The 13,866-nt window shown below is 67.3% G+C and carries 9 protein-coding genes and 1 riboswitch; of the genes, 2 read left to right on the top strand and 7 right to left on the bottom strand.

The genetic code is table 11. The annotated features are described in order from the left end of the window. Nucleotides 1-9 precede the first annotated feature (9 nt). The 4 genes from ACQI5H_RS00945 to ACQI5H_RS00930 form a co-directional block, all read right to left on the bottom strand. The gene (locus ACQI5H_RS00945; RefSeq protein ID WP_427077659.1) at nt 10-231 is read right to left on the bottom strand and encodes an Rv1535 family protein; all 222 of its coding nucleotides are present in this window, start codon (nt 229-231) and stop codon (nt 10-12) included. A 46-nt stretch (nt 232-277) separates the two neighbouring features. Beyond that, a riboswitch (M-box (ykoK) riboswitch) is annotated at nt 278-463 on the bottom strand. Between the two features lie 48 nt (nt 464-511). After that, nucleotides 512-1,147, bottom strand: a complete 636-nt coding sequence (locus tag ACQI5H_RS00940) for a TetR/AcrR family transcriptional regulator (RefSeq protein WP_427077658.1) — start codon at nt 1,145-1,147, stop codon at nt 512-514. Between the two features lie 8 nt (nt 1,148-1,155). After that, entirely contained in the window at nt 1,156-2,283 is a 1,128-nt protein-coding gene (locus tag ACQI5H_RS00935; protein WP_427077557.1) for a nitronate monooxygenase, read from the bottom strand. Nucleotides 2,284-2,314: 31 nt separating this feature from the next. Further along, the gene (locus tag ACQI5H_RS00930) at nt 2,315-2,893 is read right to left on the bottom strand and encodes a carboxymuconolactone decarboxylase family protein (protein ID WP_427077556.1); all 579 of its coding nucleotides are present in this window, start codon (nt 2,891-2,893) and stop codon (nt 2,315-2,317) included. 293 nt (nt 2,894-3,186) lie between these two features. On the opposite strand from ACQI5H_RS00930, the gene pks2 reads away from it, so the two are divergent. Then, nucleotides 3,187-9,474: a sulfolipid-1 biosynthesis phthioceranic/hydroxyphthioceranic acid synthase gene (gene pks2 / locus ACQI5H_RS00925; protein ID WP_427077555.1), complete on the top strand. Its 6,288-nt coding sequence runs from the start codon at nt 3,187-3,189 to the stop codon at nt 9,472-9,474. A gap of 192 nt (nt 9,475-9,666) precedes the next feature. After that, a complete protein-coding gene (locus ACQI5H_RS00920) occupies nt 9,667-10,470 on the top strand; it encodes a GAP family protein (protein ID WP_427077657.1) in 804 nt (267 codons plus the stop codon). Between the two features lie 2 nt (nt 10,471-10,472). Here the strand turns inward: ACQI5H_RS00920 and ACQI5H_RS00915 are convergent, their stop codons facing one another. From ACQI5H_RS00915 to ACQI5H_RS00905, 3 genes are read right to left on the bottom strand one after another with little or no spacing between them, the layout of a single operon-like run. Beyond that, nucleotides 10,473-11,441 (bottom strand): FkbM family methyltransferase, encoded by a 969-nt coding sequence (locus ACQI5H_RS00915; protein WP_427077554.1) that lies wholly within the window; start codon nt 11,439-11,441, stop codon nt 10,473-10,475. A 20-nt stretch (nt 11,442-11,461) separates the two neighbouring features. Next, nucleotides 11,462-12,730, bottom strand: a complete 1,269-nt coding sequence (locus tag ACQI5H_RS00910; protein WP_427077553.1) for a glycosyltransferase — start codon at nt 12,728-12,730, stop codon at nt 11,462-11,464. Then, a complete protein-coding gene (locus ACQI5H_RS00905; RefSeq protein ID WP_427077552.1) occupies nt 12,727-13,863 on the bottom strand; it encodes a branched-chain amino acid aminotransferase in 1,137 nt (378 codons plus the stop codon). The genes ACQI5H_RS00910 and ACQI5H_RS00905 overlap by 4 nt, the downstream gene beginning before the upstream one ends. Nucleotides 13,864-13,866: the final 3 nt, after the last annotated feature.

Here is a 13,866-nt window from a genome sequence, read left to right as displayed (position 1 = left end):
GCCGTTGGATCAGGCCCGGACCTCGAGCACGCCCGCGCGCCACAGCGCCGCGTAGGCGTGCCGCAGCGGAATGCTCAACAAACGGGCGGCGCCGTTCACCAGCGGGTCGGCGCCCAGGCCGAAGATCGGCGCGTCGACGCGGCGGGTCGCCATGTCGTCAGGCAGGGCTGCGCTCGAGCTCATACGTCCCTCACCTCCCCGACGGCAACGACGCGTGCGGGTTACCCGCACGACCTGTGCGCACACAAGGAGTACAGAAACCGACGACAGTCGGAGATCCGCACCCCACTCGTCAGAGCTTCGGCACTACACGACGTGTCCTGGCCTGGAAAAACAATCCAAGCCGGAAGCCACCTGGGCTCAACCCTTAAGCCGGGAGGAGCTGTCCTGACCCGGGGCGTCTTTGGACGTTCGGGGTCAGTGGCCTGTATTCGTGTAGACGCCTCACCTAACGAGGTGCCCACACGATGATGCACGAGCGGTGTGGGGCGGTCAAACTCGGCCGCGTGGCCTAGTCGGTGGTCCGGGGGCGCAGCCCATCCAGCACCAGCGCGACGACGAAATCGGCCACCTGAGCTGCGGTGACGCCGTCGTCGGTGTTCAGCCGCCGATGTGCCAGCTGACCGACCAGCGCGGCCAGCGTGTACGCCACCATCCGGGCCGGGGCGGCGATCACCCGCCCGCGCAGCTGGGCGGCGACGATGAAGGTTTCGATGTCGTCGATGAAGCGCTCGTAGATGCCGCCCAGGTGCTTCTCGAATCGGTCACCGAGCGCGTACGCGTCGCGGAACAGCAGTTTGACCGTCGCCCTGTCGGCTTCGAAGAACTCCAAGGTCGCCCGCACCGCGGTTCGCAGCGGCGCCTCTTCCCCCTCCGAGGGCGCGCCGGTCTTCGCCGCCCGAGCCAGCGCCGCGGCGAGGTGGCCGCGCAGGGCACCCTCCTCCACCGCCATCAACGCGTGGAACAGCTCGTCCTTCGAGTCGAAGTACCAATAGACCGAGCCGTAGGCGAGGCCGGCCTGCTTGGCGATGTCGGCGATGGTCGTGTCGTGAAAACCCTTGCGCGCAAACACCTTTTTGGCCGCCGCCACGATCTGATCGCGCCGCTGCGACTTGTCTTCGGCACTGACCGCGCGGCGCCGCCGCATCGGGGTGGTCACTTCTCGACCAGGTCGTCGAGCCGCCCGATCGTGTCTATGAACTCCTCGACCATCTCGAGCACCACCGAGCGCGTCGGGCGCACCCGGTCGAGTGAACCGACGACCTGCCCGACGAAGTAGGTGGCCAGCTCGCGCGCCTTGGCGCCGGGGTGGGCGGCGGCCTGGTTGATGCGGACCTGGTATTCGGTGATCAGGGCGGTCTGCAGCGGCATGCCGAGGGGGTCGGGGCTGTCGGGCCGCTCCCATTCGTCGGTCCAGGCCGTGCGCAGCATCCGCGCCGGCTTGCCGGTCATCGACCGCGACCGCACGGTGTCCGAGGAGCTGGCTGCCAGGAACTTCTCCTTGACCACCGGGGCTGTCTCGGCTTCCTCGGTGGTCAACCAGACCGACCCGCACCACACGCCCTCGGCCCCCAGGGCCAGCGCCGCCGCGATCTGGCGGCCCCGGGCGATCCCGCCGGCGGCGAGCACGGGCGTCGGCGACACCGCATCCACCACTTCGGGGACCAGGACCATGGTCGCCACCTCACCGGTGTGGCCGCCGGCCTCGGTGCCCTGCGCGACGATCAGGTCGACGCCGGCGGCGGCATGCCGCCGCGCGTGTTGCGTGGTTCCCGCCAGCGCGGCCACCAGCACGTCGTGGTCGTGGGCACGCCCGACGAGGTCGGCCGGGGGCGGGCCGAGCGCGCTGGCGATCAGCCGGATGTCGTGGGCGAAGGCCACGTCGAGCAGCGGCTCGTAGCCCTTGGGTGAGATGTTGAGCGCGCCGCCGGACGGCGCGCGTTGCGGCTCGGCGGTCGCCGGGATGCCGTAGCGGGTGAGTAGGTCGTCGACGAACTCGCGGTGCTCCTCGGGCAGCAGCGCGGCGACCTGTTTGGCGTCGATTCCGCCCTGGTCGGCTCCGACGTACTTGGGCGGCAACAGCAGGTCGACCCCGTAGGGCTTGCCCCCGGTCTGCTCCTCGATCCAGGTGAGCTCGCTGTCCAGCCGTTGCGGGCTGTGCGCGACCGCCCCGAGGACTCCGAATCCCCCTGCGTTGGTGACCGCGGCGACGACGTCGCGGCAGTGGCTGAAGGCGCAGATCGGGAACTCAACGCCGAGCTGCTCGGCGACTCTGGTTCGCATTGCCCGACGCTAGGAGTTACTGATTGATATGTCAATCGATTGCGGACCCGGGCGCGCGGCCGTCCGGCGGCCAACTGGCCACCCCCTCCTCGAGCGGGATCTGGAGGCTCTGCAGAATCGACGCGACCATGCGCCACGCGCCGATGGCGGTGACGAGTTCGATGAGAACCGATTTGTCGCTGCGCAATTCGCGTGCGCACGCCGCCCAGCTCTCGGCGCTCACCGCGCCGTCGCGCACCACGTCGTCGGTCGCGGCCAGCACCGCCCGCTCGGTGGGCCCGAACCCGTCGTGTTCTCGCCAGTTGCGCACGCCCAGCAGGTCATCGGCAGTAACTCCGAGCCCCGACGCGACCCGCCAGTGCTGCGTCCACTCGTAGTCGCATGCGGTGAGCCACCCGATCCGCATGATCACCAGCTCGCGCAACCGTGAGTCGAGGGCCCCGTGCCACAACATCGTGGCAAGCAGGTCGTTGACGGCGCGCGCCAATTGGGGATGGTTCAGCAGCACCTGAAATATGGACAGTTCGGCCATGTAGTTCGGCACGGCGGCCTCGTCGGCGGCGGCTTTGGCCTCGCCGAGCGGCAGTCCGGGCACGCGGGCTGTGGTCATGGGGTGAGCATTCCAGATTCAGGGTCCAGCAACGAACATCACGATTAGGTAACGGTTCGACGAATTCTCTGCGCGCTGGGCCCGTCGATAATAATGTCGCCCCTGCCATCTGGGCCGCTGACGTGCGGGAAAGCTCCTGACATCGGGCAACGTCAATTGAGCAAACGTAGGCGCCCTGGATGGCCGGGGAGGGGCCACGTATTGCGTCAAGCAGCGAACGAGCTAGTTAGCCGTTGCCGTCAGCAGGCAGCGGGATGTCGTCTCGCTCAGATTCGGCCTGTTCGTCGCCCACTATGAGCGCCACACCGGTCACTCCGGTTGCCGTTATCGGCATGGCCTGTCGGCTTCCCGGAGGTATCGACTCCCCGGAGCAGCTGTGGGATGCGTTGCTGCGGGGCGAGGATCTGGTCACCGAAGTTCCGCCCGACCGCTGGGACGCCGACGACTACTACGACCCCGAGCCCGGGGTGCCGGGCCGGTCGGTATCGAAGTGGGGCGGGTTCCTCGATGACGTCGCCGGCTTTGATTTCGAGTTCTTCGGGATCAACGAGCGCGAGGCCACCGCGATGGACCCCCAGCACCGGTTGTTGCTGGAAACCTCCTGGGAGGCCATGGAGCATGCCGGCCTCACTCGGGAGGCGATGACCGACTCGCCGACCGGTGTGTTCGTGGGCCTGACTCACGGCGACTACCAACTGCTGGCCGCCGACGCACACACCGCGGAGGGGCCCTACGGGTTTACCGGCAACAGCTTCAGCCTGGCGTCCGGACGCATCGCTTACACGCTGGGACTCCGCGGTCCCGCGCTGACGGTCGACACCGCATGTTCGTCCGGCCTGACCGCGGTGCACCTGGCCTGTCGCAGCCTGCACGATCGCGAAAGCGACCTTGCGCTGGCCGGCGGCGCCACGGTGGCGTTGGACCCGCGGAAGTTCGCCTCGGGATCGGCCGAGGGCATGCTGTCGCCCACCGGACGCTGCCATGCCTTCGACGTCGAGGCCGACGGGTTCGTATCGGCCGAGGGTTGCGTCGTGGTGCTGCTCAAGCGGCTGCCCGACGCGCTAAGGGACGGTGACCGGATCCTGGCGGTGGTGCGCGGCACCGCCGTCAACCAGGACGGCCACACCGTGAACATCGCGACACCGTCGGAGACCGCGCAGACGGCGGTGTACCGGGCGGCGTTGGCCGCGGCCGATGTCGATCCCCGCACGGTCGGCGTGGTCGAGGCGCACGGCCCCGGCACCCCGGTCGGCGACCCCATCGAATACGCCAGCCTGGCAAAGGTTTACGGCGTCGACGGTCCCTGCGCGCTGGCATCGGTGAAGACCAACTTCGGCCATGCCCAGGCCGCCTCCGGAACCCTCGGGCTGATGAAGGCGATCCTCGCGCTTGACCGCGGTGTGGTTCCGCGGAATCTGCACTTCACCCGCCTGCCCGATGAGCTTGCCCGCATTGAGACCGAACTTTTTGTGCCGCAGGCTAATACGTCGTGGCCCACCAACTCGGCGTCGGACGCGCCCCGGCGGGCGGCGGTGTCGTCGTACGGGTTGTCGGGAACCAACGTCCACGCCATTGTGGAGCAGGCTCCCGAAGCCGTTGAGCCCGAAGACATCCCAGCCGAGCCGTCGACGCCACTGCTGTTCCCGCTGTCGTCCACCTCGGCCGACGAACTGCACCGCACCGCCGGCCGCCTGGCTGAATGGGTGCAGGCACACGACGACGTGGAGTTGCCGGATCTGGCCTATACCTTGGCGCGTCGGCGCGCGCACCGCCCGGTGCGAACTTCCGTCATCGCCAGCACCCTGCCGGAATTCACCAAGGCTTTGCGCGAGATCGCCGATGGCGACATGCCGTATCAGGCCGCGGTCGGACGGGACGACCGGGGACCCGTGTGGGTGTTTTCCGGCCAGGGTTCGCAGTGGGCCGCGATGGGCGCGCAGCTGCTCGCGAACGAACCGGTGTTCGCCGCCACGGTCGCGAAAGCCGAGCCCCTGATAGCCCTCGAGTCCGGGTTCTCGGTGACCGACGCGATCTCGTCGCCTCAGGTCGTGACGGGTCAAGACCGGATTCAGCCGACGCTGTTCACGATGCAGGTCGCGCTGGCCGCCACCATGGCGTCATACGGAGTGCGCCCCGGCGCGGTCATCGGCCACTCACTCGGTGAGGCCGCGGCGGCGGTCGCCGCGGGTGCGCTGTCGCTGGAAGACGGGGTGCGTGTCATCTGTCGCCGCTCCCGGCTGATGTCTCGCGTCGCCGGCGCCGGTGCCACAGCATCGGTGGAATTGCCTGCCCAGCAAGTCTTTTCGGAACTGATGGCCCGCGGTATCAATGACGTCGTGGTGGCGATCGTGGCCTCGCCGCAGTCATCGGTGATCGCCGGCGCCGCCGAGACGGTGCGCGAGCTGGTGGCGGCCTGGGAGCAGCGTGACGTGATGGCCCGCGAGGTCCCCACCGATGTCGCCTTCCATTCCCCGCAAGTCGACCCCATCCTCGACGAGCTGACCGACGCGCTCGCCGACCTCAACCCGAGGACACCGGAGGTTCCGTTTTACTCGGCGACCCTGTTCGACCCGCGCGAACAGCCGGTGTGCGATGCCCGTTATTGGGCGGACAACATGCGCCGCATGGTCCGGTTCGCCACGGCGGTGCAAGCCGCCATGCAGGACGGCCACCGGGTCTTCGCCGAGTTGTCACCGCACCCCCTTCTCACCCACGCTCTCGACCAGACGGCCCGCAGCCTCGACGTGCCGGTGGCGGCTCTGGCTGGTATGCGCCGCGAACAAGAGCTGCCCCACGGGCTGCGTGGCTTCGTTGCGGATCTGCACAGTGCGGGCGCCGCGGTGGACTTCTCGGTGCTCTACCCGACCGGGCGCCTGGTCGACGCGCCGCTGCCGACCTGGACGCACCGCCGGCTGTGGTTGAGCCACGACGGTCCGGAATCCCCCACACATGGCGGTTGCACCGTTTCGGTACATCCGCTGTTGGGCCCGCACGTGCGTTTGCACGAGGAACCGGAGCGCCACGTGTGGCAGGCCGACGTCGGCACCGCCGCACAACCCTGGCTGGGCGATCACCAGATCCGCAACGTGGCCGTGCTTCCCGGGGCGGCGTACTGCGAGATGGCGCTGGCGGCCGCGCGGACGGTGCTGGGCGAGGCCTCCGAGGTCCGCGACATCGTGTTCGAGCAGGCGCTGCTACTCGATGAGCAGACCACGGTCGGCACCTCGGCAACGTTGTCATCGCCGGGCGTCGCCGACTTCGCCGTGGAGACAAATCAGGGCGGCGAGCACGCGCGGCAAGCTACCGCGGTCCTGTCCGCCGCAGAGCATGAGCAACCTCCCGCGCTCGATATGTCCGCGCTACTCGCCGCGCATGGCCGCCACGAGGATGGCGCCGCGGTGCGCGCGCGCCTCGACGAGCGTGGTGTCCACTACGGTCCGGCGTTCACCGGTCTGGGCGCCGTGCACATCGATGAGACCGCGTCCGGCACCGTGCTGGCCGAGATCGCGCTCCCCCGCGAAATCCGTTCGCAACAAGACGCTTACGGCATGCACCCGGCCCTGCTGGACGCGTGTTTCCAGTCCGTCGCGGCGCATCCCGACGTCGAGGCCATGGGCGGGCAGGTGCTTGCGTTGCCGCTGGGGGTTCGGCGGCTACACGCATACGGTGGCGCTCGCAATGCCCGCTACTGCTTCACCCGGGTGGCCAAAGCCGACGCCGCCGGGATCGAGGCCGACCTCGACGTGCTCGACGAGCACGGAGCCATGCTGCTGGCCGTGCGGGGCCTGCGCTTGGGCTCCGGAGTCTCCGAGGGCGCACACAACCAGCGGGTGTTGGACGAGCGGCTGCTGACCATCGAGTGGCAGCAGCGGGAATTGCCCGAGGTGGAATACGCCGACCCCGGCGCGTGGCTGTTGATCAGCACCACCACCACTGCGGACGTGGTGGCCACCAATTTGACCGACGCCCTGAAACACCATGGCGCGCAATGCACCACGATGTGCTGGCCACACGGCGCCGACCACGCCGCAAACAGTGCGCAGCTCGAAAATCATTTGCGTGCCGCTGAATTCACCGGCGTGGTGATCCTCGCCGGACCGAAAAACGGCCGCCCCGAGGACCGCTCTCCCCTGCTAGGCCGCGAGTACGTGGAGCACGTGGTGCGTATCGCCCGCGGCTTGCCGGAGATCGCCGGCCAGCCGCCGCGCCTGTGCGTCGTGACCCGCGGTGCCCAGGCGGTGCTGGCCGGCGACCGACCCAACCTCGAGCAGGCCGGGCTGCGAGGTCTGCTGCGGGTAATCGGCGCCGAGCATCCGCACCTGCGCGCCACCCAGATCGACGTGGACGCCGACACCGACAGCGAGCACCTGGCGCAGCAACTGCTCAGCGAATCCGACGAAGACGAGACCGCCTGGCGCAACGGCCAGTGGTATACGGCGCGGTTGCGTTCGACTCCCCTGCGTCCCGAGGAACGGCACAGCACCGTCGCCGACCATGAGCGCGACGGGATGCGCCTGCAGATCCGTACGCCAGGTGATCTGGAGTCAATGGAACTCGTTGCCTGCGACCGGATTCCGCCGGGGCCCGGACAGATCGAGGTCGCGGTCAGCGCGTCCAGCATCAACTTCGCCGACGTGTTACTGGCGTTCGGACGCTACCCCGCCTTCGAGGGCCGACTACCGCAGCTCGGCACCGACTTCTCCGGTGTCGTCACCGCGGTCGGACCCGACGTGACCGACCACAAGGTCGGCGATCATGTCGCAGGCCTGTGCGCCGACGGCTGTTGGAGCACGTTCATCACCTGTGACGCGCGCCTGGGCGTATCGTTGCCGGCCGGCCTTTCCGACGACCAGGCGGCCGCGGTGACAACCGCGCACGGTACGGCGTGGTACGGCCTGCACGACCTGGCCCGCATCAGCGGCGGCGACAAGGTGTTGATCCATTCCGCCACCGGAGGCGTGGGGCAGGCGGCAATTGCCATCGCCCGCGCGGCGGGTGCCGAGATCTTCGCCACCGCCGGCAGCGAGCAACGTCGGGACCTGCTGCGCGACATGGGTATTGAGCACGTTTACGACTCGCGAAGCCTGGAGTTCGCTGATGGAATTCGCCGTGACACCCAGGGATACGGCGTTGACATCGTGCTCAATTCGGTGACCGGCGCCGCCCAACGCGCCGGCCTCGAATTGCTCGCGCTCGGTGGACGATTCGTCGAAATCGGCAAGCGCGACATCTACGGCGACACCCGGTTGGGGCTCTTCCCGTTTCGGCGCAACCTCGCCTTCTACGGCGTCGACCTGGGACTACTCTCTTACAGCCATCCCGAGCGGCTGCAGGAGCTGTTGAAAACGGTGTACCGCCTCACCGCCGACGGCGTTTTGCCGATGCCGCAGAGCACGCACTACCCGCTTGCCGACGCCGCAACGGCTATTCGGTTGATGAGCGGCGCGCAGCACACCGGCAAACTCGTGCTCGACGTTCCGCACACCGGGTCCAGCCGCGTAGTGGTGCCGCCGGCACAGACTGGGGTCTTCCGCCCCGACGGCGCTTACATCATCACCGGCGGGCTGGGGGGCCTGGGGCTGTTCTTGGCCGAGAAGATGGCGGCGGCAGGCTGCGGGCGTCTCGTGTTGTCCTCGCGCTCGCACCCGACGGACGATGCGTCGCAGACCATCGAACGCATCCGCGCCACCGGTACCGACGTCGTGGTGGAGTGCGGCGATATCGCGGAGGACGGTACGGCCGAGCGGTTGGTGACGGTCGCGACCGCGACCGGCCTGGCGGTGCGCGGCGTGCTGCATGCCGCGGCGGTGATCGAGGACGCGACGCTGACGAATATCACCGATGAGCTGATCGAGCGTGACTGGGCGCCAAAGGTTTACGGTGCGTGGAACCTGCACGCGGCCACCGCCGACCAGCCGTTGGACTGGTTCTGCTGGTTCTCCTCGGCGGCCGCGCTGGTGGGCTCGCCCGGGCAGGGCGCCTACGCGGCGGCCAACAGCTGGCTGGACGCCTTCAGCGTGTGGCGCCGGGCTCAAGGCCTGCCGGCGACCGCGATCGCCTGGGGCGCGTGGGCGCAGATCGGGCAAGCCGCCGCGCTGGCGGAGGGCGCCGACGGCGCTATCGCTCCCGAGGAGGGCGCGTACGCGTTCGAAGCGCTGCTGCGCCATGACCGAGGCTATACCGGGTATGCACCGATCACCGGCGCGCCATGGCTGACCAGCTTCGCGCAACGCAGCCCGTTTGCCGAAGCATTCCGCTGCAACGGGCAAAACCCCACGGGCACAAGCAGACTGCGCGCCGAGCTCGGCGACCTGCCGCTCGAGGAATGGCCCACCCGGCTGCGGCGTCTGATCTCCGATCAGGTCAGCCTGATCTTGCATCGCAGCATCGATCCGGACCGGCCCCTCTCCGAGTACGGCATCGACTCGCTGGGCGCGCTTGAACTGCGTACCCGCATCGAGACCGAAACCGGAATACGCATCAATCCCACCGACTTCACCACCATTGGCACCATTCGCGGTTTGGCGGAGCTGCTCTGCGAAAAGCTGACGCCCGCCGAGGGCGTTGCGCATGGAGCCTGAAAAATGCGTTCTCAATTAGGGCGATACGAGTGCTGATATCAATTCGCGAGCCATTCGATACGAACGCTTATTGCACCGGTGTTGAGCAATTCCGGCGCCCGGCACAAAATTGTGATCCGGCTGCGAACAACACACCTCTGGGACGCCTAAAAAGCGCCAACAGACAAAAGCCGACAAGGTAGTGTGCCGATCATGTGGAGCTCATTGCTGGGATTTGCGATTTTCGTGACGCTCCATCCGTTGCGTCTCGGCATCATCCTGCTCGTGATCTCCCGGCCGCGGCCCGTGCAAAACTTGTTTGCCTACTGGCTCGGCTGCATTGCGGTGAATGTTCCCTCCTATCTTGTCCCGCTGATCGTGCTGCACGTGACACCGACGTTCGCTTCTCTGACCAGAGATTTGGCCACGCCCGGCACGGGCGCGAACTCGACCGCCCACTACATTCAAATCGGCCTGGGTGTGCTCGCGCTGTCGATCGCCGCCGTGATGGCAGTACGCTTCTCGGCGCGCCAGCGCGAGACGGTGCCGGCGGCGGCGGGCGGCAACGGCTCGACGCTCGTGTTGGAGTCGAACACACCGAAAACGATCTCGCGGTTGATCGGTCACGCGCAGGATGCGCCCACGGAGGGCGAATCCCTTTTCCGGCGGCTACTACGCCGCGGCCACGACGTGTGGCAAAACGGATCCTTATGGGTGGCGTTCCTGATCGGCGTCTTGATGGCGCCATCGCTCGAAGGGGTACTGATCGTCGACGCAATCATCGTGGCTTCGGGAGCCGCGATCGGCACGCAGATCAGCGCCGCCATCGCGTTCGTCATCGGGATGCTTGCGGTTGAGGAGATCATCCTGGTCAGTTATCTGACCGCGCCGGCGAAAACCCAAGCGGCGGTGCGAGTGCTGCGCGACTGGGCGTGGACTCATCGTCGAAAGATCGTGCTGGTCATCATCGCCGTGGTCGGCGTCTCGCTGGTCGCCCAGGGCATGGCCGGCAGCTAACTTCACAGCGTGTCGGCGTCGGCGCGTGACAGCACGACATCGAGCCGCCGCACGCGCCGCTCCAGTACGGTCAAGTCGCGGAGCCGCCGCGGCGCGTCGACATCCCGGGACCACAGGTAGCGCCACGGCGCGTAATCGCTCGGCAGCAGGAAGACATGGAAGCCGCGGTCAAGGAAAGGCCGCAGCACGTCGATCGGCCGCAGCTGCGGGTCGCTCCACCATTTCGGCGACAGCTCCACCGCCAATTCCGCATCGCCGCCGAGCGCGTCGACGGACGCCACAATGCCTGCCAGCACGCGGTCCTCGCCGCCCTCCACATCGATCTTGATCAGGCGCGCGCTGGCCAGCTCCGCACGGGTGACGAGCGAACCGAGCGGCGCCGCCGGCACCCGGCCCCGTTCCCGCAGGCTGCAGCGGGCGACCGTCGAGGTCATGCCCAGGTTGTAGCTTGGTCCGACGAACAGTGGGAGTTCCTGAACGCGATCCGACACGGCGGCAGCAACCAGGCGAACGTTCGTCAGGGCGTTCCTCGCCACCGTCTCCTGCAGCGCGGCGATCGCGGTGGGGCACGGTTCGATCGCGACAACGACGCCATGCGATCCAACCAGTCCGCTGGCCAACGCGCTTATGCATCCGATGTTGGCACCGACGTCGACGAAGGCGTCGCCCGATCGCAGCCGCCGGCGCAGAAACGCCGCGAGATCGGGTTCCCAGGTGCCGAACAGGTAGATGTACATCGGGATGAAATCCGGGAGCCGGCAACGGAAATGGGTTCCTTCGTCGCTGATGCCCTCGACGGTCACCGGCCCCCAGAGCGCGGCGCGCACCAACAGCGGCAAAGCGACGCCGTAGTACGGCACGATCAGCAACAGCGCCCGAACCCAGCGCTCGGCGAGGCCGACGCGTTCCTTGCCGGTGCGAAGGAATCGTATGTAGCAGCGCCACAGCCCTAGGATCCGAGCCTCGATCATTGCGCGACCCTTTGACGGGATCAGCCCTCACGCCGCGAGCGGGCAAAATTCTCGAGCAGATCAGCGGCGGCTGCGACGCTTTCGGCTGATTTGCTCATCCGGGTGGCGATCTCCCGGGCCCGTGCGGCGTAGTCGGGGTCGAGGATGGTGCGCAGGTCCGCGACCAGCGATTGCCGGGTAGTGCCCGAGAAGCTCCGGGCAGTGCCAACTTTCAGTCGTTTGACCTGAGCTCCCCAGTACGGCTGATCGGCCGCCGCCCAGAGGATCAAGGTGGGGACCCCGGCGCGCAGGCCGGCGGCCGTGGTGCCCGCGCCGCCATGGTGCACGACGGCGCGGCACGCGGGGAAGACGGCCGCATGGTTCACCGCTCCTACCACCTTGACGTTCTCGAACTCGGGGACGTCGCCGAAGTCAGTGCCCCCGGAGCAAACCAACGCCCGCTCGCCTAACTCCTCGCAGGCGGCGCTGATCATTTCGACTGTGCGGACGGCAGATTCGACCGGGATGCTGCCAAACCCGAAATAGATCGGCGGTGTTCCCGCGGCAATCCACGATGCGACCTCGTCGTCGGCGTCCGTCGGCAGCTCCATCGTCAGCGCGCCGACGAAGGGCCGGCGGCCGTCAAATTTCGCCCATTCGGCTGCCAGCCCGGGAAAGCAAACCTCGTCGTAGGCCTGGATTTCCAGCGACCCGCGTTCGGCGATCCGCCGCGACGAGGGGGCGGTTGACTTCGGCAGGCCCAGTTCGCGCCGCTGTGTGTCCTCGACCCTTTTTGTCGTGCGCCAATACACCCACTCGTTCAAGGTCATCAAGGAGCGCCCGAACAGCGACGGCAGGAATGGAAGGACCTGGCCATGAGGCCTCGCCGGCGCGTAATGCAGTGTGGCCAACGGGATGTCGTGATACTCGGCGACGTTGGCCGCGGTCTCCTCCAAACTCCGGCCGGTGACGAGCAGGTCGGCCCCGCCTGCCCGCGACCTCAGCGTCGCGCTCGCCTCCCCCCAGCTCTGCATGAAGAGCCGCCAAAGTTCGCGTCCCAGCCTGATCAGCTCCCGGATCCTCCAGGGGCTGCGGGACAGACACGCCCATAAATCGCGATGCACGTCCATCCACGTCTGCGTATCCACGCCGTAGCCGGCCGCCGCAAGCCCAGCCGCCTCGGTGTCGCCCACCATGTCGGGCGGGACGGCCATGCGCACTTCGTGTCCCCGGCGCACTAGCTCGCGGCCAACAGCGACGCCGGGCTCGACATCGCCGCGAGTTCCATAGCAGGCCAACACAAATATCATCGCGGTTCCTCGCCTTTCACTTGGGCCAAGTCGGGGATTTCAACCATCCAGTCGAACGGGTCCGGCCGCCGACCGTATTGAATGTCGAGGAGGTGGTCGCGCAGCGCTCGGCTTTGCGGGCCCGGCAAACCGTCGGCCACCGCGAATTCACACTGCGGGCCCTTGAATCCAACGATTGGGTTCACGACTGCCGCTGTCCCTACCGCGAAGACCTCGCGAATTTTGCCGGAAATGCAGCCCTGCTTCAGTTCCTCGAACGAGAATCGACGTTCGGTTGGGGCCAACCCGTGGGCGGTCGCCAGCGCAAGCACGCTCGCCCGTGTCACCCCCTCCAGAATCGTTCCCAGGCGTGGGGTGACAAGCTCGCCCTCAGCCGTGACGGCAAATATGTTCATCGTGCCGGATTCCTGGACACAGCCGTCATCGTCGAGGAACAACACGTGGTCGCAGCCATACTCCTTGGCCTCGATTTCCGCCACGAGGTTCGACGCGTAGTTACCACCGAATTTGACGCTCCCGGTGCCGCCCTCCCAGGCGCGCGGGTACTTTCCGACCCATAGCCGCATTCCGTCGGTGCCGGCTGGAAAATATGGCGCTGCCGGGCTCGCGATAACCGCATAGGTCACGCGCGGGCTTGGCCGGACCCCTAGTCCCACTTCCGCACCGAACATGAATGGCCTGAGATACAAACTGCATTCACGATCATTCGTGGGCACCCACGCCCGGTCGACTTGCACCAGCGAAATCAGGCTCGCGAGGAAGAGGTCGTCGCTGAGCTGCGGAAGGGCCAGGCGGGCAGCCGATTTGCGGAACCGACGAGCGTTGAGCAACGGACGGAACAGCCAAACGCTGCCGTCCGCCCGGCCATAAGCTTTCAAGCCCTCGATGACTCCCTGTGCATAGTGCAGCACGACACATGCCGGATGGATGGTGAACGGTCTGACCTGCGTTACACAGGCCCCGTGCCAACCTTCGTTTGCGTCCCAGTAAATGATCGACATATGGTCCGAGAAATAACGACCGAACCCTGGGTCCGCTAAGATTTCAGCTCGCTCAGCGTCCGACAATCGCGATGCGGACACGTCGAGTCGAAAACCCCCGGGCAAGAGCGCGACTTCCCGATCCACCGACATTTT

This window comes from Mycobacterium heidelbergense (assembly GCF_050205645.1).
Classification (GTDB): domain Bacteria; phylum Actinomycetota; class Actinomycetes; order Mycobacteriales; family Mycobacteriaceae; genus Mycobacterium; species Mycobacterium heidelbergense_A.
This window is presented reverse-complemented; position numbering and strand designations above follow the sequence as displayed.